Annotated in this window: 30 protein-coding genes; 17 read left to right on the forward strand and 13 right to left on the reverse strand. The window is 72.5% G+C overall.

The window, feature by feature from the left end:
* Positions 1-1,773, reverse strand: a complete 1,773-nt coding sequence (locus tag ACIBTU_RS22375) for a substrate-binding and VWA domain-containing protein (protein WP_399128083.1) — start codon at positions 1,771-1,773, stop codon at positions 1-3.
* 190 nt (positions 1,774-1,963) lie between these two features.
* Here ACIBTU_RS22375 and ACIBTU_RS22380 point away from each other — a divergent pair, with 190 nt between their 5' ends.
* Positions 1,964-2,764: a CPBP family intramembrane glutamic endopeptidase gene (locus tag ACIBTU_RS22380; protein WP_399128084.1), complete on the forward strand. Its 801-nt coding sequence runs from the start codon at positions 1,964-1,966 to the stop codon at positions 2,762-2,764.
* A 7-nt stretch (positions 2,765-2,771) separates the two neighbouring features.
* On the opposite strand, the gene ACIBTU_RS22385 is transcribed toward ACIBTU_RS22380, so the two are convergent.
* Positions 2,772-3,581, reverse strand: a complete 810-nt coding sequence (locus ACIBTU_RS22385) for a PhzF family phenazine biosynthesis protein (RefSeq protein ID WP_399128085.1) — start codon at positions 3,579-3,581, stop codon at positions 2,772-2,774.
* Between the two features lie 153 nt (positions 3,582-3,734).
* Here ACIBTU_RS22385 and ACIBTU_RS22390 point away from each other — a divergent pair, with 153 nt between their 5' ends.
* Positions 3,735-4,340, forward strand: a complete 606-nt coding sequence (locus ACIBTU_RS22390) for a PadR family transcriptional regulator (RefSeq protein WP_188340125.1) — start codon at positions 3,735-3,737, stop codon at positions 4,338-4,340.
* 105 nt (positions 4,341-4,445) lie between these two features.
* Here the strand turns inward: ACIBTU_RS22390 and ACIBTU_RS22395 are convergent, their stop codons facing one another.
* Together ACIBTU_RS22395 and ACIBTU_RS22400 are read right to left on the reverse strand one after the other, a co-directional pair.
* Positions 4,446-4,874, reverse strand: a complete 429-nt coding sequence (locus ACIBTU_RS22395) for an SRPBCC family protein (RefSeq protein ID WP_399128086.1) — start codon at positions 4,872-4,874, stop codon at positions 4,446-4,448.
* Positions 4,875-5,006: 132 nt separating this feature from the next.
* Positions 5,007-5,195, reverse strand: coding sequence for a hypothetical protein (locus ACIBTU_RS22400; protein WP_399128088.1), 189 nt, complete (start codon positions 5,193-5,195; stop codon positions 5,007-5,009).
* A 155-nt stretch (positions 5,196-5,350) separates the two neighbouring features.
* Between ACIBTU_RS22400 and ACIBTU_RS22405 the strand changes: the two genes are divergently transcribed.
* The 4 genes from ACIBTU_RS22405 to ACIBTU_RS22420 all read left to right on the forward strand — a co-directional run bounded on the left by ACIBTU_RS22405 (position 5,351) and on the right by ACIBTU_RS22420 (position 10,092).
* Positions 5,351-5,896 (forward strand): Clp protease N-terminal domain-containing protein, encoded by a 546-nt coding sequence (locus tag ACIBTU_RS22405; protein WP_399128089.1) that lies wholly within the window; start codon positions 5,351-5,353, stop codon positions 5,894-5,896.
* Positions 5,897-6,034: 138 nt separating this feature from the next.
* Complete coding sequence (locus tag ACIBTU_RS22410) at positions 6,035-6,985, forward strand: EamA family transporter (protein WP_399128090.1); 951 nt, start codon at positions 6,035-6,037, stop codon at positions 6,983-6,985.
* 359 nt (positions 6,986-7,344) lie between these two features.
* Positions 7,345-8,268: a DMT family transporter gene (locus ACIBTU_RS22415; RefSeq protein WP_399128397.1), complete on the forward strand. Its 924-nt coding sequence runs from the start codon at positions 7,345-7,347 to the stop codon at positions 8,266-8,268.
* 282 nt (positions 8,269-8,550) lie between these two features.
* Positions 8,551-10,092, forward strand: coding sequence for an MFS transporter (locus ACIBTU_RS22420; protein ID WP_399128092.1), 1,542 nt, complete (start codon positions 8,551-8,553; stop codon positions 10,090-10,092).
* 45 nt (positions 10,093-10,137) lie between these two features.
* Here the strand turns inward: ACIBTU_RS22420 and ACIBTU_RS22425 are convergent, their stop codons facing one another.
* Together ACIBTU_RS22425 and ACIBTU_RS22430 are read right to left on the reverse strand one after the other, a co-directional pair.
* A complete protein-coding gene (locus tag ACIBTU_RS22425; protein ID WP_399128093.1) occupies positions 10,138-10,770 on the reverse strand; it encodes an FMN-binding negative transcriptional regulator in 633 nt (210 codons plus the stop codon).
* On the reverse strand, positions 10,770-11,477 hold the full coding sequence (locus ACIBTU_RS22430; RefSeq protein ID WP_399128094.1) for a pyridoxamine 5'-phosphate oxidase family protein: 708 nt from the start codon (positions 11,475-11,477) through the stop codon (positions 10,770-10,772). The genes ACIBTU_RS22425 and ACIBTU_RS22430 overlap by 1 nt, the downstream gene beginning before the upstream one ends.
* 37 nt (positions 11,478-11,514) lie before the next feature.
* On the opposite strand from ACIBTU_RS22430, the gene ACIBTU_RS22435 reads away from it, so the two are divergent.
* Positions 11,515-12,849, forward strand: coding sequence for an aminotransferase class I/II-fold pyridoxal phosphate-dependent enzyme (locus ACIBTU_RS22435; protein WP_399128095.1), 1,335 nt, complete (start codon positions 11,515-11,517; stop codon positions 12,847-12,849).
* Here the strand turns inward: ACIBTU_RS22435 and ACIBTU_RS22440 are convergent.
* Positions 12,840-13,793 (reverse strand): DMT family transporter, encoded by a 954-nt coding sequence (locus ACIBTU_RS22440; RefSeq protein ID WP_399128096.1) that lies wholly within the window; start codon positions 13,791-13,793, stop codon positions 12,840-12,842. The two genes, ACIBTU_RS22435 and ACIBTU_RS22440, sit on opposite strands and share 10 nt — an antisense overlap.
* Before the next feature lie 75 nt (positions 13,794-13,868).
* On the opposite strand from ACIBTU_RS22440, the gene ACIBTU_RS22445 reads away from it, so the two are divergent.
* A complete protein-coding gene (locus tag ACIBTU_RS22445) occupies positions 13,869-14,783 on the forward strand; it encodes a LysR substrate-binding domain-containing protein (RefSeq protein ID WP_399128098.1) in 915 nt (304 codons plus the stop codon).
* 11 nt (positions 14,784-14,794) lie between these two features.
* On the opposite strand, the gene ACIBTU_RS22450 is transcribed toward ACIBTU_RS22445, so the two are convergent.
* Entirely contained in the window at positions 14,795-15,277 is a 483-nt protein-coding gene (locus ACIBTU_RS22450; RefSeq protein ID WP_399128099.1) for a pyridoxamine 5'-phosphate oxidase family protein, read from the reverse strand.
* A gap of 131 nt (positions 15,278-15,408) precedes the next feature.
* Here ACIBTU_RS22450 and ACIBTU_RS22455 point away from each other — a divergent pair, with 131 nt between their 5' ends.
* Positions 15,409-16,053 carry a cysteine hydrolase gene (locus tag ACIBTU_RS22455; RefSeq protein WP_399128100.1) on the forward strand — a complete coding sequence of 215 codons (645 nt, stop codon included), beginning with the start codon at positions 15,409-15,411 and terminating at the stop codon, positions 16,051-16,053.
* Here the strand turns inward: ACIBTU_RS22455 and ACIBTU_RS22460 are convergent.
* On the reverse strand, positions 16,040-16,513 hold the full coding sequence (locus tag ACIBTU_RS22460; RefSeq protein ID WP_399128102.1) for a Rieske (2Fe-2S) protein: 474 nt from the start codon (positions 16,511-16,513) through the stop codon (positions 16,040-16,042). The genes ACIBTU_RS22455 and ACIBTU_RS22460 overlap by 14 nt on opposite strands.
* 107 nt (positions 16,514-16,620) lie before the next feature.
* Entirely contained in the window at positions 16,621-17,196 is a 576-nt protein-coding gene (locus tag ACIBTU_RS22465) for a TetR/AcrR family transcriptional regulator (RefSeq protein ID WP_399128104.1), read from the reverse strand.
* A gap of 192 nt (positions 17,197-17,388) precedes the next feature.
* Here ACIBTU_RS22465 and ACIBTU_RS22470 point away from each other — a divergent pair, with 192 nt between their 5' ends.
* Positions 17,389-18,207, forward strand: a complete 819-nt coding sequence (locus ACIBTU_RS22470) for an SDR family NAD(P)-dependent oxidoreductase (RefSeq protein WP_399128105.1) — start codon at positions 17,389-17,391, stop codon at positions 18,205-18,207.
* Between the two features lie 36 nt (positions 18,208-18,243).
* Here ACIBTU_RS22470 and rpmF read toward each other — a convergent pair whose 3' ends face one another.
* The 3 genes from rpmF to ACIBTU_RS22485 are packed head-to-tail and all read right to left on the reverse strand — an operon-like array spanning position 18,244 to position 19,875.
* Positions 18,244-18,414 (reverse strand): 50S ribosomal protein L32, encoded by a 171-nt coding sequence (gene rpmF / locus ACIBTU_RS22475; protein ID WP_399128106.1) that lies wholly within the window; start codon positions 18,412-18,414, stop codon positions 18,244-18,246.
* Positions 18,415-18,456: 42 nt separating this feature from the next.
* Positions 18,457-18,693 (reverse strand): 30S ribosomal protein S18, encoded by a 237-nt coding sequence (gene rpsR / locus ACIBTU_RS22480; RefSeq protein ID WP_399128107.1) that lies wholly within the window; start codon positions 18,691-18,693, stop codon positions 18,457-18,459.
* 27 nt (positions 18,694-18,720) lie between these two features.
* The gene (locus tag ACIBTU_RS22485; protein WP_399128108.1) at positions 18,721-19,875 is read right to left on the reverse strand and encodes a CobW family GTP-binding protein; all 1,155 of its coding nucleotides are present in this window, start codon (positions 19,873-19,875) and stop codon (positions 18,721-18,723) included.
* Between the two features lie 65 nt (positions 19,876-19,940).
* Between ACIBTU_RS22485 and rpmB the strand changes: the two genes are divergently transcribed.
* The 7 genes from rpmB (at position 19,941) to ACIBTU_RS22520 (ending at position 24,163) form a co-directional block, all read left to right on the forward strand.
* Positions 19,941-20,177: a 50S ribosomal protein L28 gene (rpmB, locus tag ACIBTU_RS22490; RefSeq protein WP_399128110.1), complete on the forward strand. Its 237-nt coding sequence runs from the start codon at positions 19,941-19,943 to the stop codon at positions 20,175-20,177.
* Positions 20,177-20,482, forward strand: a complete 306-nt coding sequence (rpsN, locus tag ACIBTU_RS22495; protein ID WP_399128111.1) for a 30S ribosomal protein S14 — start codon at positions 20,177-20,179, stop codon at positions 20,480-20,482. The genes rpmB and rpsN overlap by 1 nt, the downstream gene beginning before the upstream one ends.
* A 138-nt stretch (positions 20,483-20,620) precedes the next feature.
* Positions 20,621-21,181: an SUKH-4 family immunity protein gene (locus ACIBTU_RS22500; RefSeq protein WP_399128113.1), complete on the forward strand. Its 561-nt coding sequence runs from the start codon at positions 20,621-20,623 to the stop codon at positions 21,179-21,181.
* Between the two features lie 48 nt (positions 21,182-21,229).
* Positions 21,230-22,045, forward strand: a complete 816-nt coding sequence (locus ACIBTU_RS22505; RefSeq protein WP_399128114.1) for a HipA family kinase — start codon at positions 21,230-21,232, stop codon at positions 22,043-22,045.
* Positions 22,042-22,425: a DUF3037 domain-containing protein gene (locus ACIBTU_RS22510; RefSeq protein WP_399128115.1), complete on the forward strand. Its 384-nt coding sequence runs from the start codon at positions 22,042-22,044 to the stop codon at positions 22,423-22,425. The genes ACIBTU_RS22505 and ACIBTU_RS22510 overlap by 4 nt, the downstream gene beginning before the upstream one ends.
* A 191-nt stretch (positions 22,426-22,616) precedes the next feature.
* Positions 22,617-23,378, forward strand: a complete 762-nt coding sequence (gene fabG, locus ACIBTU_RS22515) for a 3-oxoacyl-ACP reductase FabG (RefSeq protein ID WP_399128116.1) — start codon at positions 22,617-22,619, stop codon at positions 23,376-23,378.
* A 17-nt stretch (positions 23,379-23,395) separates the two neighbouring features.
* Positions 23,396-24,163, forward strand: a complete 768-nt coding sequence (locus ACIBTU_RS22520; protein ID WP_399128117.1) for an SDR family oxidoreductase — start codon at positions 23,396-23,398, stop codon at positions 24,161-24,163.
* Positions 24,164-24,218: the final 55 nt, after the last annotated feature.

Below are 24,218 nucleotides of genomic sequence, written 5' to 3' on the forward strand. Positions count from 1 at the left end.
TCAGTTGGTCCTGGCGCCGGCCTTGATGATCGCGTTCAGGATGACCTCCTGGATGTCGGCCGGGTCGTTGACCAGGTGCCCGGAGCCGCCGGTGGCCGCGGCGATCTGCTCGATCTCGTCCTTGTCGGTGTCCGGGCCGACGGCGATTGCGATGAGGGGGACGGGGTGCTCCGGGTCCGACAGCTCCTCGAGGCGGCTGATCAGGTTGCTGCGCGAGATCGACCCGGGGTCCTCGTTCTTGCCGTCGGTGACCACGACCAGGGCGTTGAACTTCCCGTTCTTGTACCCGGAGGTCGCCTCCTGGTAGGCGGCCAGCGTCGTGTCGTAGAGGCCGGTGGCGCCGTCGGGCACCGGCTGCAGCGAGGAGAACGCCGCGTTCAGCCGGTCGAGTTGGGTGCCCGCGCCCTTGCGGTCGCCGAGCCGCTCGGTCGGCACCAGCCGCTTGTAGTCGCGGTTGCCGTCCAGGTGAGTGGAGAACTCCCACAGGCCGATCTCGTCCTCCGGCGTGAACGTCCGCAGCGCGGCCAGCATGGAGGCCTTGGTGACCTCCATGCGGGACTGGCCGCGGTTCGGCACCACGTTGCCCATGGAGCCGGAGGCGTCGACGACCGTGGTGAGGCGCGCGCTCTGCACCGTGATCGTCCACATGCCGAGGGTCTGCTCGACCTGCTCGTCGGTGGCCGGATCCGCGCTGGGTTCCGCGTACGGCTGCGGGGAGCGGCCGCCGGCCTGCGCCGCGACCGTCTCGGGCGAGCTGGTGTCCTCGGTGCGGAAGCCGTGTCTCTCCATGATCGAGCGGCCGTCCGGCGCCGACAGCAGCGTCATGAAGCGCAGGGCGGCCCGGCTCTCGTCGGTGGTCAGGGCGGACTCGTCGACCAGGGAGAAGGGGTAGTCCAGGGCGGGGGAGCCGTCCTTGGGGTAGAAGAGGTCGAGGGCGCCGGCGTCGCCCACCTCCGCGTTGTGCGTGAACGCGGCCTGCTCGGACACGATCAGCGCCTCGTTGCGCCGCGGGTTGCCGGCCTCGGTGCCGGAGGAGTCGCGGGCCACCGTGTCCATCAGCTGCCCGTCGTTGTCGGACGTGCGCTGGGAGAGGACCTTGGCCATGGCGGCGGCCTCGGTGCCGTCGCCGTCGCCCGACTTCTGCGCCGCCGCGGACAGCTTGGTCAGGGCGAGCAGGCCCGTCGCGCTGCGGGCCGGGTCGGCGGCGCCGAGGCGTACGGTGTCCCCTTCCATGGCTGCGCCGGTCAGCTCGGTCCACGAGTACGTCTTGTCCGGCCAGCCGAAGGACTTCGCGGCCGAGGGGACCATGCCCACGCCGATCGGCGAGGAGGCGAAGTTGCCCGCGGCCGTGACCGGGACCGCCTTGGAGTTCTGCGTCACGCGCTTGATCCACAGGCTCGAGTCCGGCACCCACACCTGGAAGTCGGCCCGGTCGCCCCGGCGCCGCAGCGTCTCGGCGACCTTGTACGAGTCGCTCGCGGTGACCGTGATGTCGAGGCAGTTGCCGTCCGAGGTGACCTGCTGCTCGTGCGCGCGGTCGGCCGCGTCGCGCAGCGCGGGGGCGACGTCGGGCGAGGCCATGATGCCGAGGCTCACCGACCCGTCGCACGAGTCGCCGATGCCGAGCAGATCACTGCGGATCGCCAGGGCCGTGCCTGCCGCTACGACGAGGACGAGGGCCGTCGCGATGGCCACCGTGCGGCCGCGGGACCGCGGCCGGGGGTCGGCGGTGGCCGACCCGTACCCGTCGGGCATGCTGCTGTGACGTCCCATGGCGGTGGTGCCCCTCCCTGAGCCATAAAGGCAGTTGCGATATAAGCGGTGATGCGAGGGCGGGCAGGGGTGCGCCGGTCTGCGGCGCTCCGCCCCCCTCGGCCTGTCGCGCGCGATCTTCGTACCTGCATTCGAGACCCTAGCGGTGCGGCGTGAGGGATGAGGCGGGATTACTGAACTGGCGTCAAGAGTGCAGGTGGAGGCAGTACAGGTGGCCGATTCTTTTCCCGGCGAGGGCCCTTCGCGACGAATTCTGCGGAGCGAGACGCTGATCGTTCTGGGGCTTTCGCTCGGTGCGAGCGGGGTGTCCGCGCTGATCAGCTTTGTCGGATCGGTGACCAAACCGGGCGGTCTGAAGGACCAGGCGGCGACGCTCAACGCCTCCGCGGCGCCGGGGCGCCCCTGGCTTGATCTGGCCTGGCAGTTGTTCGGGATCGCGAGCGCTCTCGTGCCCGTCGTGCTCGTCGCGCACCTCCTGCTGCGGGAGGGCGAGAGCCTGCGCGTGATCGGCTTCGACCGCACCCGGCCGTGGTTCGATCTGGCGCGCGGCGCCGGGGTCGCCGCCGTCATCGGCAGCACCGGCATCGCCTTCTATCTCGCCGCGCGCGGCCTCGGCTTCAACCTGACAGTGGTGCCCGAGGCGCTGCCCGACGTGTGGTGGAAGTACCCCGTACTGATCCTTTCCGCGGTGCAGAACGCGGTGCTGGAAGAGGTCATCGTCCTCGGGTATCTGCTGCGCCGGCTCGGCCAGTTGGGCTGGACACCGGGTCAGGCGCTGATCGCCTCGTCCGTGCTGCGCGGCTCGTACCACCTGTACCAGGGCGTCGGCGGCTTCTTCGGGAACGTCGCGATGGGCGTCGTCTTCGCGCTGCTGTACCGGCGGTGGGGGCGGGTCGGGCCGCTGGTCGTGGCCCATTCCCTGCTCGACATCGGCGCGTTCGTCGGGTACGGCCTGCTCGCCGGCAAGGTCGACTGGCTCCCCACCGCCTGATCCTCCGTCAGGCGTGCAGCTCACCCTCCACGACGGTCACCGCGTGGCCGGTGAGCAGGGTCCGCTCGCCCCGCAGGCCGACGCGGACCAGGCCCGTACGGGCCGAGGCCTGGAGGCCGGTGAGGTCGTCGCGGCCGGTCCTGGCGGCCCAGAACGGGGCGAGCGCGGTGTGCGCGCTGCCGGTGACCGGGTCCTCGTCGATGCCGACGTTCGGGAAGAAGCAGCGGGACACGAAGTCGTAGCCCGCGGCGGGGTCCTCGGCGAGCGCGGTCGCGATCACCCCGCGCCGTGAGCCCCGGGCCAGCGCGGCGAGGTCCGGCGCCAGGTCCCGTACCGCCTGCTCGTCGGCCAGTTCGACGAGCAGGTCGCCGATCGCGTCGCCCGTGTCGTGCGCCGACACCGGCCGTACGCCGAGTGCCTCGGTGATCGCGTGGGGGACCGGCTCCTCGGTGAGGGGCGCGGTCGGGAAGTCGAGGGTGATCGATCCGTCCGGGTGCGGGGTCGCGACCAGGAGGCCGCTGCGCGTGGCGAACCGTACGGGCCCCTCGGTCGCGCCCGTCGTGTGCAGCACGTGGGCGGTGGCCAGTGTGGCGTGCCCGCACATGTCGACCTCGGTGGTCGGGGTGAACCAGCGCAGCGCCCAGTCGGCGGCGCCGCCCTCGGGCAGCGGATGCGCGAACGCGGTCTCCGCGTGATTGACCTCCCGGGCGACGTGCTGCATCCACACGTCCTCGGGAAAGGCGTCGAGCAGCAGCACGCCGGCGGGGTTCCCGGCGAAGGGGCGGTCGGTGAAGGCGTCGACGATACGAATGATCATGCCGCCGACGGTAGCGGTCGGGGGTTCCCTTTGGGCGAGGAGCAAGGGATTGCCTTCCGATCGCTTCCGATATATCGTCGAGACATCGCGATCGATTGAAGATCGCGATAACGAACAGACATGTCGGACAGGGACAGGGAAGGACTGATGGACATGCATACGCAAGGACACGACCACGAGCACGGACACGGGCACTGCGGACCCGGTCACCACGGCCGGGGCGGCTTCGAGGGGCGGCGCGCGTTCGGGCCGTTCGGCCCGGGGTTCGGGCCCGGTCCCTGGGGTGGACGCGGGGGTCGCGGCGGTGGTCCGCGCGGGCGGGCGCGGCGCGGTGACGTACGGGCCTCGATCCTGGCGCTGCTCAAGGACCGCCCGATGCACGGCTACGAGATGATCCAGGAGATCGCCGAGCGCAGCGGCGGCGCGTGGAAGCCCAGCCCGGGTTCCGTCTACCCGACGCTGCAGCTGCTCGAGGACGAGGGCCTGATCGCCAGCGCGAGCGAGGGCGGCAAGAAGCTCTTCTCGCTCACCGACGACGGGCGCACCGCCGCCGAAGAGGGGCCCGACGCTCCTTGGGAGGAAGCGGGCCGCGGCGTCGACTGGGACGCGATGAACGAGATCCGGCAGGCCGGCTTCGGTCTGATGGAGGCGTTCGGCCAGGTCTGGAAGACCGGCAGCAAGGAGCAGCGCGAGAAGGCGCTGTCCGTGATCAACGAGGCGCGCAAGAAGCTGTACCTGATCCTCGCCGACGAGGACTGATCCCCGTGCGGGATGGTCAGGAGGACGGTAGAGCGTCGAAGAGGCGCCCGCACCGATCGGTACGGGCGCCTCTTCATGTGCGTACGCGGGTGGATGCGCGCGGGGTCAGACCACCAGGCCGTTCAGCTTGCGCAGCGACTCGTTGAGCGCGGCCGTCGCCGAGTCCTTGAGCTTGCCCGCCATCAGCGAGACCGCCGCGCCGGTGAACTCCCCGTCGATGCGGACCGTCGTCGCCGCCCCGTCCGGGGTGAGTGTGTAGCGCGTGCCGACGTTGACGCCCATCGGGCCCTTGCCGCGGATCGCGAGGGTGCGGGCGTCCTCCAGGTCCTCGATGGTCCAGGTGACCTCGGCCGGGAAGCCCATCAGCTTCATGTTCTCCTCGAACTGCCCGCCGACCTCGAGCGAAGCAGGGCCACCCTTGGGGAAGCTGGTGTGCGTCGCGTTCCACTCTCCGTACTTGGAGAAGTCCGTGAGCTGTGCCCACACCTTCTCGGCGGGTGCCTCGATGCGTGCTTCCGCGCTGACTTCGGCCATGAGGCCACCCCTTTGAGTCGAGAGCCCGACGGGCTGCGGTGTCGCGTCGTCGCGGAACGTAGCCGCGTGGCCTCGAACATTCAATACTGATGAACCGTCAGAAATTCAAGAAATTCACCGGGAACGTCTCGGTCAGCCCACGCGTTCGATCCGCGCCGCGTCGAAGAGGTCGTACGCGCGCGGATGCGGACCCTCGTCGTGGCAGTGCCAGGCGTCCCAGAACAGGTCGGCGGGCAACGCGTCGTCCGGGGCGTACACCCGGTACACGTACTGCCTGCCGTCGACCGCGGGCAGGGCGACGTGCCAGCTCCTGCTCTCCATACAAGAAACGGACGATCCAGTGGTGCAAGCGGTTGCGCGGCGGCAAGGCGGCGCGCTTCCCTTGCGGCGAGAACGGCCGGATCTCATCCCTGAGGAGGAGGGTTCGGCGGGGCGTGCCCACCTTGTGTCGGACGCGAAGATGCTTCCCCTCGGCGATGTTCCGGCGGATCAGGCCTGATGGGGTGAGGTACGTGCACAGTTCTCCCCCGTCCGGCACCGCCTCGTGCGGCCCTCTCGAAGACGATCCCGTGGACGCCCCGCTCAGCGACGAGCTGATTCTGGCCGTCGCGGGAGCCCGGCGGCGTGCGCTGCGCGACGCCGACCGGCAGATCGACACCGCTCATCTGCTGCACTCGCTCCTGGAGTCGGACCCCGCCGTGCGCGCGGCCTGCGGCGACGACGGGCACCTCGCCCGGCTGCTCGGCTATCTCGTCCAGCGCAGCATCGGCTACGGGCTGCGCTGGCAGGGCTCCGTCGAGGACTCCGGCGCGGTGCCGGTCGTGCGCGGCGTCCCCGGCTGGTCCCCCGTGGCGGCCGCCGCGATGTGCGCGGGCGCCGAGCGCGCCGCTGCGCGGGGCGGCGGCCCGGCCCGGGGCCTCGACGTGCTCGCGGCGCTCACCGACGACCCGGAAAGCCGCGCCGTCGAGGTGCTCGGCCGGGCCGGCATCGATGTCCAGGACCTGCGCCGGAGGCTGAACTGACGCCGCGTCGCAGGTCATCGGCGTCCGTCCTGTGAGACAGGGGTCATCGGGGGTGACGGTCCTGACGGTCCCTGTCATGATGTGCCGGTGCATGGGTCAACTGAGTCTCAGGTCGGTCCGGGGACGAGTGCGCGCGGAATGGGTCTGGGCCTCGCCCTCGCCTCCGCGCTCGCGTTCGGCGGTTCGGGGGTGGCGGCCAAACCGCTGATCGAGGCGGGTCTCGATCCGCTCCACGTGGTGTGGCTGCGGGTCGCGGGCGCCGCGCTCGTCATGCTGCCCGTCGCCTGGCGGCACCGCGCGCTGGTGCGCCGGCGCCCCGCGCTGCTCGCCGGGTTCGGTCTGCTCGCCGTCGCCGGCGTCCAGGCCTGCTACTTCGCGGCGATCTCCCGCATCCCCGTCGGCGTCGCCCTGCTCATCGAGTACCTGGCGCCCGCGCTCGTCCTCGGCTGGGTCCGCTTCGTCCAGCGCAAGCCCGTGACCCGGGCCGCCGCGCTCGGTGTCGTCCTCGCCGTCGGCGGTCTCGCCTGCGTCGTCGAGGTGTGGGCCGGACTCAGCTTCGACGTCCTCGGCCTGCTTCTCGCGCTCGGCGCCGCCTGCTGCCAGGTCGGCTACTTCGTCCTGTCCGACCAGGGCAGCGACGCCGGCGAGGAGGCCCCCGACCCGCTCGGCGTCATCGCGTACGGGCTGCTGATCGGAGCCGTGGTGCTCACCGTCATCGCCCGGCCCTGGGGCATGGACTGGTCGCTGCTCGCCGGGGACGCCTCGATGAACGGCACCGCGGTGCCCGCCTGGCTGCTGCTCTGCTGGATCGTCCTGCTCGCCACCGTCGTCGCCTACGTCACCGGTGTCGTCGCCGTACGGCGGCTCTCCCCGCAGGTGGCCGGCGTCGTGGCCTGCCTGGAAGCGGTCATCGCGACCGTGCTCGCCTGGGTGATGCTCGGCGAACACCTCTCCGGGCCGCAGCTGTTCGGCGGGGCCGTGGTGCTCGTCGGCGCGTTCATCGCGCAGTCCTCCAAGCCGGCGGCGACCGAACCGCCGCAGGTCACCGAGCCGGAAACGGCGTTGTCCCGGTCGGGGAGCGCCGTCTAGGGTGGCGATCATGCACGCACACGCACTCGTCCTGCCGCCTCCAGCCGCGTAGGGCCCCGCCGGCGGGCGTCGATCCACGGACCTTTCCGTCGGATCCGCCCGCCCCGGGCCCTGCGCGGGCAGTGAGCCGCACTTCTCCACGGGAACCGGTCGTCACCGGATCCCGCGCCCGGGCGTCCCCGGGCGGGTCACGGCTGCCCGCGATCGACGGTCCGTGTCCCTGGCCCCTGATTCTTTCCTCGGGGCCGTTCTCCGTGGAGTGCCACGTGTCGCAAGCCGTGTCGGGCAGTGCTGCCCGTTCCCTCGAATCCTCCGGATCTTCCGAATCCTCCGGATCTCCCGAATCTCCTGAAGCCGTCCTGTCCGTCGCCCGCGGTCTGATCTGCCTGGTCGTCGCCGGGCTCGCCTGGGGCACCGCCGGTGCCGCCGCCTCGCTCGTGTTCCGCGTCAGCGACCTCGGGCCCTCGGCCCTGTCGTTCTGGCGGTGCGCGGGCGGGCTCCTCCTGCTCCTCGTCGTCCGGGTGCTGCGCCGCAGGCCCGCTCCCGCCTCCGCGACCCCCGAGCCGCGCGGCCGCAGAACCGTCCGGATCGTCGTGCTCGGACTGGCCCTCGCCGTGTTCCAGACCGCCTACTTCGCGGCGGTCGCCGCGACCGGGCTCGCTGTCGCCACCGTCGTCACGCTCGGCGCCGGTCCCGTACTGATCGCGCTGGGGGCACGGGTCGCGATGGGGGAGCGGCTCGGCCGGAGCGGCGTGTTCGCCGTGGGCGGCGCGCTGTGCGGCCTCGCCGTGCTAGTCCTCGGTTCGGGCGGCGCCGCCGTCCGCCCCGCCGGCGTCCTGTGGGCGCTGGCCTCGGCCTCCGGGTACGCCGTGATGACCCTGCTCACCCGCTGGTTCGGCCGCTCCGGGCGGGCCGGCGACCAGCTCGGCACGACCGTCGGCACCTTCGCCGTGGCCGCACTCGCGCTGCTGCCGTTCGGCGCGGCCGAAGGGCTCGTCCCGCACACCGGGCACCCGGGTGAGGTGCTTCTGCTGCTCCTGTACATCGCGTCGGTGCCGACCGCGCTCGCCTACGGGCTGTACTTCGCGGGCGCGGCCGTCGTACGGGCCGCCACCGTCTCCGTGATCATGCTGCTCGAACCGGTCGGCGCGGCCCTCATCGCCGTGACCCTGCTCGGCGAGCGGCTGACGGGCGCGACCGTGGCGGGCACCGCCGTGATGCTGACGGCCGTTGTCGGCCTCGCGGCGGCGGAGTCCCGCACCCCGGTCCACAAAGGTGGCTGATCCACCGATTTTCTGCTACTCGGGGTACACCGCCCTGACCTGCACCTTCTAAGCACCGTCTAAAAACGGTGTCGGTCCGGCTCCCGCTGGATGGAACACCGTGTGGTGCCGCGCCGCGTCGAGGCCCTGTGATGTCCGCTACATGTCGCCGGCGGCCGCCGGTGGACGTGGCTCCCCATCACTCCGGCCCGGGCGGCGCGGTAGGGAGGTCACGGGCGGGTGGACCCGGCCCCGACCTCCGGCGGCGGATCTCCGTTCAGGCCATCCCGAAAGGATCCGACGATGGTCTCCTCCCCTCTGGGCGATCCGACCGCCGGTGCCGCAGGCGCCGACCGCGCCGTCGACGAACGATGGACGCCCCGCCTCATCGTGTCGCTGCTGTCGATCGTGCTCCTGCTCGAGATGCTCGCGATCAGCTACATCATGATCGCGACGGCCATGCCGTCCATCGCCCAGCACTACCGCACGACGCAGGGCGCCTGGCTGCTCACCGCGTTCCTGCTCGTGGGCGCGGTGGCGGCGCCGCTCGTCGGCAAGCTCGCCGACCTCCACGGCAAGCGCAGACTGCTGGTCGGCTGCATCGCGGTCTCGATCGCCGGGTCGCTCGTCTCGGCCGTGGCGCCCAGCTACGGGATCATGATCCTCGGCCGCGCGCTCACCGGGCTGCTCGTCCCGTGTCTGTTCCTCAGCTACTCGCTCATCCGCGACGTCTTCCCGCCCCGGACCGTCCCCCTCGCCGTCAGTATCGCGACCAGCGGCATGGGCATCATCGCCATCCCCGCCCCGTTCATCACCGGCTGGCTGATCGACGACTTCGGCTTCCGCAGCATCTTCTGGTTCTGGGTCATCGCCCTCGTCGTCCTGGGCGCGATGATCCTGCTGACCACGCAGGAGAGCGCGGTGCGCCTGCGCTCCCGCCTCGACCTCGTCGGCGCGCTCCTGCTCGGCGCGGGCGTCGCGGGTGTCCTCGTCGGCGTCAGCTTCGGCCCGGCCTGGGGCTGGACCGCCGGCTCCACCCTCGCCTACCTGATCGGCGGCGTCGTGCTCCTCGTCGCGTGGCTGGTCAGCTCCGGCGCGGTCCGCGAGCCGCTGATCGACATCAAGGTGCTGCGCCGGCGCTCGGTGGCGTTCACCGTCACCGCCGCCGGGTTCATGTACGGCGTCAGCGGCCTGTTCACGATGCTGCTGCCGATGCTGGTCATGACGCCCGCGGCCCTGGGGCTCGGCTACGGCTTCGGGGTCGACGCCGAGGGCACCGCCGTCTTCCAGGCGCCGATCGGCCTGTGCACCGTCGTCGGCGGCGTGCTCGTCGGCGTGCTGGTCGGGCGCAACGCGCGGCCGCGCCTCATGATGGCCGCCGGCGGCGTCTCGGCGGGCCTGGGCTGCGCGCTCACCGCGTACGCGCACGACAGCCGGGGCCTGCTGATCCTGTTCTCGTGCCTCGTCGGACTGGGCATGGGCCTCGGCTACGCGGCCGTCCCGAACCTGCTCATCGAGGCCGTTCCACCGCAGTTGCAGGCCTCGACCGCGAGCATCGCGGGCGTGTTCCAGAGCGTGTTCCCCGCCGTCCTGCCGGTGATCGCCTTCACTGTCCTGAACAACTCGTACATCGCGCCGCTCTCGCCGGAGATCACGCGGGGCGCCGTGCTGTACACCAGCGACGGTTTCAAGGCCGCCTACCTGATCGCGGCCGGCGCCGCGGTCTGCTGCCTCGTCGCCGCGCTCGCCCTGCCGGCGCGCATCCGGCAGGTCGAGGTCCCGGTGCCGGAGCGGTCGGGGGCCGGATCGGCGGCCGGTGAGCCCGGCGCCACCGTGGTCGCGTGACGCCGGGGTCCGCGCCGGGCCGCTGACCGGAGCGGACCCTGCCGCTCAGGCGGAGCGCCGCCGCCGCTGCTGGGCCAGGGCGGCGGCGTCGCCCGGCGCCCCACGCTCCGCGAGGCCCGCCGCGATCCGGTCCTGCACCTCGTCCGGCTTGTGGCCCGCGTACTTGAACTTGGCGCGGACGCCGGTCACTTTGAGCCGCAGCCCACGGATACCCGGCAGCAGCCGCCCGTACGGGGCCTCGCCCGCCGCGGCCTCGGCGGACAGGCCGGGCGGCTGGAAGTGCGCCACCTGCCGGTTGAGCAGCTCCGCCTTCTCGTGCGGGTCGTCGACGACATGCGCGGTGCACCGGAGCTGGACCGCCGCGTAGACGCTCGTCGGCGTCCCGTGTTCGGCCGGGTCGCCGGGCAGCGCCTGCCAGGGGCCCGGCACGAACGCGTAGTCGTCGACGACGCTGAGCAGCACCTCGGGGCGCGCCTCCAGGGCACGCCACAGCGGGTTCGGCCGGGCGAGATGGCCGAGGACCTCGCCGCGCGCCGCGTCGTACGCGAAGTGCAACGGCTGGACGAACGGCGGCTCGCCGTCGGGTCCGTTGACCGCGAGCTGGCCGAAGTCGTGCCCGGCCAGCCAGTCCTGCCACTCCTGCTCGTCGCGGGCCGCGTCCCAGGGGTGGATCAGCATCACAGCTCCCGCAGGTACTTCGGGACCTCGATGCCGTCGGCCAGGTCGTCCGACGGGACGAGCGCGCCGTGGGTCCGCTGCACCGGGACGACGCCCGTCCAGTACGGCAGCTCCAGGTCCTCCGGCTCGTCGTTCGGGCCGCCGGTGCGCAGCTTCGCGGAGACCTCGGCCAGGTCGAGGCGGAGCACGGCGGTCGCGGCGAGCTCCTTGGCGTTCGCCGGGCGCGAGTCGGCGGAGCGGCCCGGTACGACGTGGTCGACCAGAGCGTCCAGGGCGAGGCGCTTCTCGTCGGGGTCGGTGACCTGGTGGGCGGTGCCGTGCACCACCACGGAGCGGTAGTTGATGGAGTGGTGGAAGGCCGAGCGGGCCAGGACCAGACCGTCGACGTGCGTCACGGTGAGACAGACCGGCAGGCCCGGGTCCTGCTGCCCGGCCATCCGCAGCGGGCGCGACCCCGTGGAGCCGTGCACGTAGAGCCGGTCGCCGACCCGCCCGTAGAGCGTCGGCAGCACGACCGGCGCCCCGTCGCGAACGAAGCCGAGGTGGCACACGTAGGCCTCGTCGAGTATCGCGTGCACCATCTCGTGGTCGTAGCGGGCACGCTCCTTGGAGCGCGTCGGGACCGTACGCTCGGTCGGCGCGTACGTGTCTTCGGCGGCGTCTTCGGCAGCGGTGGTGACGGGGGACTGCTCGGGGGCCACGCTCATGGTGCGAACTCCATTGCACTAGTGCATAATGTTGTTTGTGCTAGGAGAGTATCCGATCAGTGGGCGGCGTGCAGCAGACATTTCGGCGAGCGTCGAGCGGGCGGTGGCCGACGGCAGCCTCGAACCGGGGCAACTGCTGCCGCCGATGCGGGAGTTGGCGGAGCGGCTCGGGGTGAATCCCAATACGGTCGCGGCCGCGTACCGGACCCTGCGCGAGCGCGGGGTCATCGAGACGGCCGGGCGGCGCGGCAGCCGGGTCCGGCCCAAACCGGCCACGACCGCGCGCGAGAGCATCCGCGTGGACGTACCGGACGGCGTGCGGAACGTGTCGAACGGCAATCCGGACACGGCCCTGCTGCCCTCGCTCGTCGAGGCGTTCACCGCCGCCGCGCGGGCCGCCGACCGGGACCCTGTGCTCTACGGGGACGCGTCACTGGAGCCCGAGCTGGCCCGCGCCGCGCGGGCCGCGTTCGACGCCGACGGGGTGCCGGCCGGGCCGGTCGTCGTCGCGTCCGGTTCCCTCGACGCCATCGAGCGGGTGCTCGCGGTGCACCTCAGACCCGGCGACGCCGTCGCCGTCGAGGACCCCGGCTGGGGCAGCATGCTCGACCTCGTGCCCGCGCTCGGCCTGCGCATCGAGCCGGTCGGCGTGGACGACGACGGGCCGCTGCCCGGCGACGTGGCGCGGGCGCTGCACGGCGGGGCGCGGGCCCTCGTCGTCACCGACCGGGCGCAGAACCCGACGGGCGCGGCCGTGAGCGCGGCCCGCGCCGAGGAGCTGCGTGCGGTCCTCGCCGCCCACCCGGACGTGCTGCTCATCGAGGACGACCACGGGCACGGCATCGTCGACCTGCCGCTGCACCCGCTGGCGGGGGACACCCGCCCCTGGGCCTTCGTCCGCTCGGTCGCCAAGGCCTACGGGCCCGACCTGCGGCTCGCCGTGCTCACCGGCGACCCCGACACCGTCGACCGGGTGCGCGGCCGGCAGCGCCTGGGGCCCGGCTGGGTCAGCCGCATCGTCCAGCGGGCCGTCGCCGCGCTGTGGGCGGCCGGCGCGGTCGACGCGCGGGCCGTCTCGGCCTCGTACGGGCGGCGGCGTGACGCGCTGATCGCCGCGCTCGCCGCGCGGGGGATCGAGGCGCACGGGCGCAGCGGGATGAACGTGTGGGTTCCGGTGCCGGACGAGACCGGTGTCGTCGCCCGGCTGCTGCACGCGGGCTGGGCCGTGGCGCCCGGCGCCCGGTTCCGGATGAAGGCCGGGCCCGGGGTGCGGATCACCGTCTCCGGGCTGCGCGTCGAGGAGATCGACGCGGTCGCGGACGCGGTGGTCGACGCCGTGGGCCCGGCCCGCGGCACGGGCCGCTACGACTGAGCGCGGCCCCTGGACTGGGTGAGGGCCGCGCCCGCGATCACGATCAGCGCGCCGACCGGTGTCGACCAGTGCAGCGTCTCGCCGAGCACCGCGACACCGGCGGCGGTGGCGATGACCGGGATGAAGTACGTGACCATCTGCGCCGTCGTCGGCCCCACCTCGGCGACCAGGCCGTACTGGATGAGCACCGCGAGGCCCGTGCCGAGCGCGCCGAGCGCCACGATCGCGAGCAGCGGGACCAGTGAGAAGTGGGCCGGCCAGGACGTGAACAGCGGGGTCACGACGGCCAGTTGGACCGTGGCGACGAGCAGCTGGGCGCCGGTCATCGACAGATGGGAGTGGCCGGACGCCGCCAGTGTGCGCCGGACGTAGATCCAGCCGATCGGGTAGCTGAGCGAGGCGAGCAGGGCCATCGCCGTGCCCGTCACGTCCAGGCCGTGGAAGCCCTGCCACACGCCGAGGACCGTCAGGACGCCGAGGAAGCCGAGGCCGAGCCCCGCGACCCGGCGCCGCGTCGGCCGGTCCTCGGAGAGCGCGACCAGGGAGAGCACCATGCCCCACAGCGGCGATGTCGCGTTGCAGATCCCCGCCAGCGTCGACGGGATCGTCTGCTCGGCGAACGCGAACAGCGAGAACGGCAGCGCGTTCAGGAGGAACGCCGCCACCGTCAGATGCCCCCAGGTGCGGGCGCCGCGCGGCAGCCGCTCCCGCTTCACCGCCATCGCCGCCACGAGCACCAGCGTGCCGAACACGAGGCGGCCGAGCGTCACCTGGAACGGCGCGTACCCGTCCGTGCCCACCTTGATGAGCAGGAAGCTGAAGCCCCAGATGAGGGAGAGCGCGCCGAAGCGCAGGCGCCAGTCGAGGGCGCGGGACGGACCGGCGGCGGGTGCGGTCGTCGAAGTGCTGTCCGGAACGCTCCGGCGCGGGGTCACGGTGCTCATGGAGGCAAGCTTCGCGCGCGGCGTCCTCGTAGCACAAGCGAGAATTCTTGCGCGATATCGCTTAGCATCGCTTACATGTTGAACCTGGAGCGCCTACGGGTCCTCGACGCGCTCGCCCGGCACGGCTCGGTGAGCGGCGCCGCCGACGCCCTGCACGTCACGACGTCCGCCGTCTCGCAGCAGATGACCAAGCTGGAGCGCGAGGTCGGCCAGCAGCTCCTCGCCAAGCACGGGCGCGGCGTCCGGCTCACCGACGCGGGCCGGCTGCTGTCCGAGCACGCCGCGCGCATCCTCTCCCAGGTCGAGCTCGCCCAGTCCGACCTGGAGGCGCAGCGCGGCCAGGTGGCGGGGGAGCTGCGGATCGCCGCGTTCCCGACGGCGGCCCGCGGGCTGTTCCCCGCGGCCCTGTCCGCCCTGCGCGCCGAGCATCCGCAACTGCGCGTGCGCTCCCAGGAGCTGGAGCCCGAGGGCGGCGTCGCCGCGGTGGTGCGCGGCGACCTCGACCTCGCCGTCGTCCTCGACTGGTACAACAAGCCGATGCCGATGCCCGACGGCCTGGTCAAGGCGAGCATCCTCGACGACCCCGCCGACATCGCCATGCACGCCGGACACCCGCTCGCGGGCCGGACCGAGGTCGGCCTCGAGGACTTCGCCGACGACGAGTGGATCACCTGGGGTGAGGGCGAGTTCTGCCACGAGTGGCTGCTGTTCACCCTGCGCGCCCGGGGCGTCGAGCCGCAGGTCGGCCATCGCGCCGCCGAGACCCACACCCAGCTCGGCCTCGTCGCCGCGGGCCTCGGCGTCTGCGTCGCCCCGCTCCTCGGCCGCGACCCGATGCCCGAGGGGGTCGTCACCGTCCCCGTGCGCCAGAAGGTGCGGCGCCATGTCTACGTGGTCTGGCGCGCGGACGCGGACCGGCGCCCGTCGATCCGCGCGGCCGTCGAGGCCCTGCAGAAGGCGGGCGCCGACCTCGGGAGGATGGCGTCGTAGGACGGAACGGCCTAGCTCGCGGGTGACGGCATCCCGGGGAGTTTGCGGAAGTCCCAGGAGGCGATCTTGTCCGGGGTGAGCCGCGCCCAGGCGTGCCGCCCGTCGTGCACCATCTCGGACAGGCCGAAGTTCTTGTGCGCGAACAGCCTCTCCGGCGCGTCGAGTTCGGGACACGGCTCACCCGTGCGCGGGGACTCCCCGACGAACTCGATCCGGCCCGACAGCTCCACGCCGTGCAGCTCCCCGTACTCCTCACCCGCGTCGACCACGACGGCCACCCGGCCGTCGGCCCGCAGATCGGCCCAGCGCTTGCTGCGGTCGAGCGAGTAGAGCCACAGCGAGGTCCCGTCCCACAGGAACCAGAGCGGGCTGACGTGCGGGGTGCCGTCCGCGGACACGGTCGCCACCCGGCAGGTGCGCTGCTCGGTCAGGAACGCGTCCCGTTCCTCGGAGGTCATCATGATCCGGCGGCCCCGGCGCTGTGTGACGGCCATGTGCGCTCCCTCGAAGGCGGTTCAGTACTGCTGACGATGCGTCAGAAAGGCAGCATGCTGGGTCTTCCGCCGTCGCGCAATGGTGGCTAGGGTCGGCCGCCGGACACCGACCGGACCGCAGGGGGTCGCGCATGCCGTCGCAGGAGTTTCTCGCCGAACTGCTCGCCCCGCCCACCACGGTGCTGCTCACCGTGGAGTGCCAGCAGGGTGTGGTCGGCCCGGACAGCGCCCTGCCCGAACTCGCCGAACAGGCCCGGTCCTCGGGCGTCCTCGACCGGGTGGCCCTGCTCGCCGCCGCCGCGCACGAGAGCGGCGTGCAGGTCATGCACGCCGTCGCCGAGCGGCGGCCCGACGGGCGCGGGGCCAACCGCAACGGGCGGCTCTTCCGCGCCGCCGAGCGGCTGCCCGTGCAGCAGCTCACCGGCACGAAGGCGGTGCGCGTGGCCCCGCCGATCGAGGTCACCGACGAGGACCTCGTCGTACGCCGGCTGCACGGCCTCTCCCCGATCGCGGGCACCGACGTCGACCCGCTGCTGCGCAATCTGGGCTGCCGCACCCTCGTCGTCACCGGCGTCTCCGCCAACGTGGCGATCCCCAACGCCGTCTTCGACGCCGTGAACCTCGGCTACCAGGTCGTCGTGGCGAGCGACGCCGTCGCGGGCGTCCCCGCCGACTACGTCCCGGCGATGATCCGCAACACCCTCGCCCTGGTCGCGACCGTCGTCACGACCCAGGACGTGCTCACCGCCTGGAAGCGGCGCCCTACGCGAGGCTGATGGCGCCGCCGCTCGTCGTGATCTTCTTCTCGGCGAGCCCCTCGGTGGCCGGACCGTGCCGCACGCTGCCGTCCTCGATCGAGTACTTGCTGCCGTGGCACGGGCAGTTGATCGTGCCGCCCTCGACCGAGCTCACCGGACACTGCCGGTGCGTGCAGATGTTCGTGAACGCCTTGAACTCGCCCTTCTTCGGCTGGGTCACCACGACCCCGGCGTCGGCGAGGATCTTGCCCCCGCCCTCGGGGACCTCGCTCTCCTCGACGAGCTTGCGGCCGCCCGACGCGCCGCCCCCGTCGCCGGCGGGGGCCGAGACGCTGCCCGCCGGTTCGGACGCGCCGCCGTCCGAACCGCCGCACGCGCTGAGCGCCACGGCGATCCCGGCGGCGCCCACCGCCGCGACGACCACGCGGCGGGTCGGGGCGGGGCCGTGCGGTGCGGAGGACTCCTGCGAATCGGTCATGCTGTCGGTTCCCTTCGAGACGGGCGGGCCTGGATCCGTGGGGGGATCTCCCTCGGATACGGGGCCGGCGGCCGGAGCGTTCAACGCCTCGGAGATTTTCCGGGCTTTCAGCTCCGGGGTCCCGCACCGCGCAGCAGCGTGTCGATGATGCGAGCGGCGAGCGCGTCCGGATCGGCGCCCTCCGGCTCGTTGTGCAGGGACTCCCCGATGAGCGCGTAGTAGACCCGGCGCACCCACTCGAGGTCCGCCGCCTCGTCGATCAGCCGCTCGGCCCGCGCCCGCTCCAGCAGGGCGACACAGCTGCGGTCGATGCCCTCATGCACCGCGGCGGCCTCGCTGTCCGGCTCCGCCGGCAGCCCCAGGGCGAACGCCCAAGCCCCCTTGATCTGCAGCACGTTGGCCGTGATCCGGTGCATCGCCACCAGGGGCGGAGCGGTGTCCGGCCGGCCGTCGTCCACCGCGCGGGCGAGCTGGCGGGCGGCCGAGGACGCCAGCGCGTCGATCAGCGCCTGCCGGCTCGCGAACCGCCGGTGGATCGTCGTGCGGGCCACCCCCGCGGCCGTCGCGATCTGCTCCATGGAGGCCCCGGGGTCCTCGGCGAGCACCCGCTCGGCCGCCTCCAGGATCACGCGCACGCTGCGCTCCGCGTCCGCCCTCAACGGCCGCGCTGCCGTCTCACCCATCACGCCTCCCACAAGTCCACCTGGTCACGTAGACGATACAACTCCGAGGCGATGGCGACCTTAGATGGGACAAGGCTGTTGCAGTTCTACTGATTACTGCTACTTTCTCCTTCCAGTTGAGCCGGTTGGGTCAGTCGGGCCAGTCGGGCTCATCTGCCATTTGTCATCGGTCATCGGTCGAAGGAGAACACCGTGCAGAGCACCGCCCTTGTCACCGGAGCGTCGTCCGGCCTCGGCGCCGAGTTCGCCGTACAGCTCGCGGCCCAGGGACACGACGTCGTCCTCGTCGCCCGATCCGGCGACCGGCTCGCCGCCCTCGCCGAGCGGCTGACCGCCGAACACGGCGTCCACGCCCACGTGGTGGTCCAGGACCTCGCCGCGCCGGACGCCGCCCGCCGCGTCGCCGACCAGCTGGCCGCCCGCGGACTGAGCGTCGACCTCCTGGTCAACAACGCCGGCTTCGGCACGTGCGGCCGCTTCGAGGAGATCTCCGGCGAGCGCGACCACGACCAGCTCATGGTCAACGTCGTGGCGCTCGTCGACCTCACCCACGCCCTGCTGCCCGGCATGCTGGAGCGCGGCCGCGGCGCGGTCCTCAACGTCGCTTCCAACGCGGCCTTCCAGCCGTCCCCCTACTTCGCCGTCTACGGCGCGGCCAAGGCGTTCGTCCTCAACTTCGGCCTCGCGCTGCGCCAGGAGTACCGGGGCCGCGGCATCCGCGTGCTCACCCTGTGCCCCGGCCCCGTCGAGACCGCCTTCTTCGACGCCATCGGCACCCGCCGGGCCGCCGTCACCGGCTCCATGACCACCCCGGCGCCCGTCGTCCGCGCCGCGCTGCGCGCCCTGGAGCGCGACCGCGGTTACGTGGCCCCCGGTCTGAGCAACGCCCTGGGCGCCCACCTCACGCCGCGCCGCCCCCGCACGCTGGTCGCCGCCATCGCCGAGCGCATCACGCGCAAGGTCCTCGCCGACCCGGCCACTCCCGCGGCTCTCTCGGAGCGCGCGGCATGAGACCGGGACGTCGGCGCCGGACGGCTCCCGCCGGGCTCAGCTCTCCGGGCGCAGAAGGCCGCGCTCGTACGCCTTCCTGAGGTGCTGCGGTACGAGGTGGGTGACGCCGTCGACCGTCACCGGGACCAGGGGCGGGGTGCTCGCCTTCCACTGCGCGCGGCGGTGGCGGGTGTTGCTGCGGGACATCTTGCGCTTGGGGACGGCCATGAAGGTCCAATCGTGGGAGGGGCGGGACGGATCAGGTGGGGGTCAGCGGGCGGCGTAGGGGAGCAGGGCCATCTCGCGGGCGTTCTTGACGGCCGTGGCGATCTGCCGCTGCTGCTGCCGGCTGACGCGGGTGACGCGGCGGCTGCGGATCTTGCCGCGATCGGAAACGAACTTCCGCAGCAGATCGGTGTCCTTGTAGTCGATGTGGGTGATGCCGGCCGCGTCGAGCGGGTTCGGGCGGTTCTTGCGGGCGGGCGCGGGCTTGGCGGTGCGGGCCATGAGGTCTCCTCGGTGTGGTGGGGCGGGTCAGGCGGCGTCGAGCAGGTGGTCGAAGCCGGTGGGGCGCGGCAGGGCGGCCGGTCCGGAGGCGAGTTCGTCGTCGGTGAGCAGGCAGGAGTCGAGCAGCGAGAGCAGTCCCGTCCGGTCCAGGTCGGGTGAGGTGAAGACGAGGTGCTGGCAGCGGTCGCCGTGCTCGGGATGCCAGTCGAGGGCGGCCGCGGTGCGGCGTTCGGGCGGCATCAACTCCCAGGCGGCGTCCGGCAGCGCGGCCATCCAGGGGCCGGCGTTCTCCACGCACAGGGCGCCTCCTGCGGCGTCCCAGGCGAGCAGGCTGTCGGGCCGGTCGGCGAGCCAGAACCGGCCGCGGCTGCGGGCCGCGGCGCAGCACAGGTCCTCCAGGGCCTCGTAGAGGCGGCCGGCGTGGAAGGGGCGGCGGCGCTGCCAGACGAGCGTGCTGACGCCCTCCTCGTCGCAGTCGTGGGGGAGCCGGGCGCAGGCCGGGTGCTGAGCGGCGGCGGCCGCGCCCACGTCGAAACCGGCGAGCACGGCGCCGCCCAACTTCCCCGACGCCACCCGGACATGGGTCGCCGTCGGATGCAGCTGGCGCAGGAGCGCGAGGTCGTCGGGTCCGGCGTCCGGGCTGTCGGTGACGGCGAGGACGGGGGCGTACTCCAACTGTCGCGCGAAGGTGTCGGCGACCGTGCGCTGGTCCGTGGCGGCCGCGGCGAGCCCGGCGTCGGCGAGGTCGTCGCCGTTCGACAGGCAGGGCAGGACGAGGGCGGGGTCGACGGCGGTCAGCACGTTCGCGAGGCGGAACGCGTCGTGGCCGTGCGCGGCGACGACCTCGGCCATGGCGCGCGGCTCCACGGAGTCCCACAGCTCCACGACCGCGAGGCGGGTCAGTCCGCCGGCGGCCAGTCGCTCCAGCTCGGGCACCAGGTCCTCGCGCAGGGCGCAGCAGGCGCAGTTGTTGACGAGGGGCGTCTCGCCCCAGGCGGTCTCGCCCGTGGCGTCGCGGACGCTGCGGCGCACGGTGCCCGTCGGGCCCGCGGACAGGTCGTGGTGCAGGGCCACGCTGCCGGGCACCTCGTGCAGCAGCCGTTCGACCGCGGACCGACGGGCCTCGGCGTGCAGTCCGCCGACGACCACCACCGGCATCGGGGGTTCTTCGGTTGGGGTCATGGCGGGTAGCATACGACAATGATTTCCATTATCGGTAAGCCGATGGAGAGAAAGGCAGCACCCGCATGTCCGCACACTGTCAACTGACCGGCGCCCGGCCGGTCTTCGGCAAGAAGATCTCCCACTCGCACCGGCGCACCTCACGCCGCTTCGACCCCAACATCCAGAACAAGCGCTACTGGCTGCCCAGTGAGGGGCGGAGCGTCCGGCTGCGGCTCAGCGCGCGCGGCATCAAGACCGTGGACGTCATCGGCGTCGAGGCGGCCGTCGCCCGGATCCGGGCCCGAGGGGAGCGCGTCTGATGGCGAAGAAGAGCAAGGTCGCGAAGAACGAACAGCGCAAGCGAATCGTGGCCCGGTACGCGCTGCGCCGCGCGGCGTTGAAGGCCGTCCTGGCGTCCCCGCGCGCCACGGACGACGAGAAGTCCGCCGCCCGGACGGAACTGCGCCGCCAGCCCCGCGACGCGAGCGCGACCCGCGTCCGCAACCGCGACAGCGTCGACGGCCGCCCCCGAGGCCACCTCCGCAAGTTCGGCCTCTCCCGGGTGAACGTCCGCGAACAGGCCCACGCGGGCCACCTCCCCGGGGTGACCAAGTCCTCCTGGTAGCCCGGATACCGGGACGGAGCGGCGCGAGTGCGGCGCTCCGTCCCGGTGCGCGGACGGTCACCAGGTCGCTCCACCGATGGGGCAGAGTGGGGCATTCGAGCCAGGGTCGCGAGAAGCCCCCGCCAGGAGGGAAGTGGCATGTACGGACTGCGATTCGACCTCACCCATGCCGAGTTGGTGAGCGAATTCGGTGCCGAGCGTGTCGAGAGGTCGGTGCGGTCGGATGCCGAGGCGCTGGGCTTCTCGGGGTCGACGCTGGACTTTCTGTGCGCGGTGGGCGTCCCGTCCACGCCCAAGGCGGAGATCGGTGCACCCGGCAGGGCGCCCGTCCTGCGCGCGTTCGACGTGATGGACCGGGATCAGTGGACCGTTCCGGAGGAGTCGCGGAGCTGGATCGTCCTCGGCAATCTGACCGCGACCACCGTCACGCTCGACACGGTGACCGGCGCGGTCCACGGCTTCTACGAAGGCGCGGACGCGCCGACACCGCTCCACGCCGACGTGTCGTCACTGGCCTACACCGTCTACGCCGTGCAGCGGGCGCTCCCCGAGGTCGCCCGCGCCGCCTCGTTCGACGGCCGTGAGTCTGTGATCCGCCGCATGCAGGAGGAGATCGAGCGGGCGGACCCGCTGCCGTTCGGCGGGGAGAGTGAGTGGCCGGCCCTGTTCGACGAGATCGCCATGGGGATGTGGGGCTAGGTGCGGATCGGTCCCCGGGGTGTTCTGGACCCCGTATAGCCTGGGCGGATGCTGGATGAAGTCGCTGTGAAGCGGTACATCGCCCCCCTGCGTGAGGGGGGCTCTCTGCCCGGGCTCGTGGAGGGCGAGGATCTCGCCTCCTATGTCCTGAAGTTCACCGGGGCGGGGCAGGGGCGCAAGACGCTGGTCGCCGAGGTGGTCTGCGGGCGGCTCGCGCGGGCGCTCGGGTTCCGGGTGCCGGAGCTCGTCGCGCTCGACCTCGACCCGGTGATCGGCCTGGGCGAGCCCGATCCCGAGGTGCAGGAGCTCATCAAGGCGAGCGGCGGTACGAATCTGGGGATGGGGTACCTGTCGGGCGCCCTCGGGTTCGACCCCCTCGCGTACGGCGTGGACCCGCTGGAGGCGGGGCGCGTCGTCTGGTTCGACGCGCTGATCAACAACGTCGACCGGTCCTGGCGCAACCCGAACATGCTGGTCTGGCGCGGCGATCTGTGGCTCATCGACCACGGCGCCAGCATGATCTGGCACCACAACTGGCGGGGCGCCCCGGCCTGGGCCGGCAAGCCGTACGACGCGAGCGACCACGCCCTCGCCCGGTTCGCCCCCGGCATCGCCGCGGCCGCCGCCGAACTCGCGCCGCGCGTCACCGAGGAACTGCTCGGCGCGGCCGTCGCCGACATCCCCGACGTGTGGCTCACGGACGAGCCCGGTTTCGACTCGCCCGACGCCGTGCGCCGCGCCTACGTGGAGACGCTGCACGCGCGCGTGGCCACGATCCACGAACGCATCACGCTGCCCGAGGGCGGCGCGGACCAGGCCCGGCCGAGCGCGCCGGGCTGGCTGACCCCGGGAGCCGGCCGATGAGCGAGCGCGACGTCTTCGAGTACGCCCTGCTGCGGGTCGTGCCCCGCGCCGAGCGCGGCGAACAGATCAACGCGGGCGTGGTCGTGTACTGCCGCGCCAAGTCCTTCGTCGCCGCGCTCACGCACCTGGACGAGAGCCGCCTCCTCGCCCTCGACCCCGAGGCCGACGTGGCCGGCGTGCGCGCCCTCCTCGGCGCGATCGAGCGGCACTGCGAGGGCGGCGCCGCCTCCGGCCAGGCCGCGGACGACGACGCGGGCCGCCGCTACCGCTGGCTCATCGCCCCGCGCTCGACGGTCGTCCGGCCCGGCCCCGTGCACACCGGTCTGACCACCGATCCGGCGGCCGAGGCCGAGCGCCTGCTCGCGCTCCTCGTGCGCTGACCGGGGCGTTCACGGCTTCTTTGCGGTGGCCGTCCGATGGTCGTCCGGCGGCGTGAGTGATCAGAGGCACGCGGTGGGTACGTTGACACCGCGTGCCAGGGCTTCTAGCGTCACCCGCACAAGGTACTAAGCGGTCGCTCACCCGCACCGGAGCGAAGCGGCCGACCTCTAGGGCGAGGAGACCGACCAGCATGTCCACCACTGAGCAGCGCGTAGCGATCGTCACCGGAGCGGCGCGCGGCATCGGCGCCGCCACCGCGATCCGACTGGCCCAGGAGGGTCGCGCCGTCGCCGTGATCGACCTCGACGAGGCCGCCTGCAAGGACACCGTCGAGCAGATCACCGCCGCCGGTGGCAAGGCCCTCGCCGTCGGCTGCGACGTCTCCGACGAGGCGCAGGTCGAGGCCGCCGTCGCGCGCATCGCCGAGGAGCTCGGCGCCCCCACGATCCTCGTGAACAACGCGGGCGTGCTGCGCGACAACCTCCTGTTCAAGATGAGCGTCTCCGACTGGGACACCGTCATGAGCGTGCACCTGCGCGGCGCGTTCCTGATGTCCAAGGCCGTCCAGAAGCACATGGTGGAGGCCAAGTTCGGCCGCATCGTGAATCTTTCCTCCTCCTCGGCGCTCGGCAACCGCGGCCAGGCCAACTACTCCGCCGCCAAGGCCGGTCTGCAGGGCTTCACCAAGACCCTCGCCATCGAGCTCGGCAAGTTCGGCGTCACCGCCAACGCCGTTGCCCCCGGCTTCATCGTCACCGAGATGACCAAGGCCACCGCAGAGCGCGTCGGCATGGGCTTCGAGGACTTCCAGGCCGCCGCCGCCACCCAGATCCCGGTGCAGCGCGTGGGCCGCCCGGACGACATCGCCAATGCCATCGCCTTCTTCACCGGCGAGGCGGCCGGCTTCGTCTCCGGCCAGGTCATGTACGTGGCCGGCGGCCCGCTCAACTGAACCCGGAGGCCACGGACATGAGCACCAAAGAACTCCCGCCTCTCTCCGGCAAGGTCGCCCTCGTCACCGGCGCGAGCCGAGGCATCGGCTACGGCGTCGCCGAGGCCCTCGTCGCCCGCGGCGACCGCGTCTGCATCACCGGACGCGGCGAGGACGCCCTCAAGGAGGCCGTCGAGTCCCTCGGCGCCGACCGCGTGATCCACGTAGCGGGCAAGGCCCACGACGTGGCCCACCAGGCCGTCGCCGTCGAGCGCACCATGGAGGCCTTCGGCCGCGTCGACTTCCTGGTGAACAACGCGGGCACGAACCCGGTCTTCGGCCCCATCGCGGACCTCGACCTGGACGTGGCCCGCAAGGTCTTCGAGACCAACGTCGTCTCGGCGCTCGGCTTCGCGCAGCAGACCTGGAAGGCCTGGCAGAAGGACAACGGCGGCGCGATCGTGAACATCGCGTCCGTCGCCGGCGTCTCCGCCTCGCCCTTCATCGGCGCGTACGGCATCAGCAAGGCCGCCATGATCAACCTGACGCTCCAGCTCGCCCACGAGTTCGCCCCGATGGTGCGGGTCAACTCGATCGCGCCGGCCGTCGTGAAGACCAAGTTCGCCGAGGCCCTGTACGAGGGCCGGGAGGCCGAGGTCGCGGCGTCCTACCCGCTGGGCCGGCTCGGCGTGCCCGAGGACATCGGCGGCGCCGCCGCGTTCCTCACCTCGAGCCAGTCGGACTGGATCACGGGGCAGACGCTCGTCGTGGACGGCGGCATCTTCCTCAACGCCGGCGTCGGCTGAGCACGATGAAAAGGGCGTCGGCTGACAACGGCTGACAAACGTCCTCGCAGTTGAA

It is taken from the genome of Streptomyces sp. NPDC050145 (assembly GCF_044460245.1).
GTDB lineage: Bacteria > Actinomycetota > Actinomycetes > Streptomycetales > Streptomycetaceae > Streptomyces.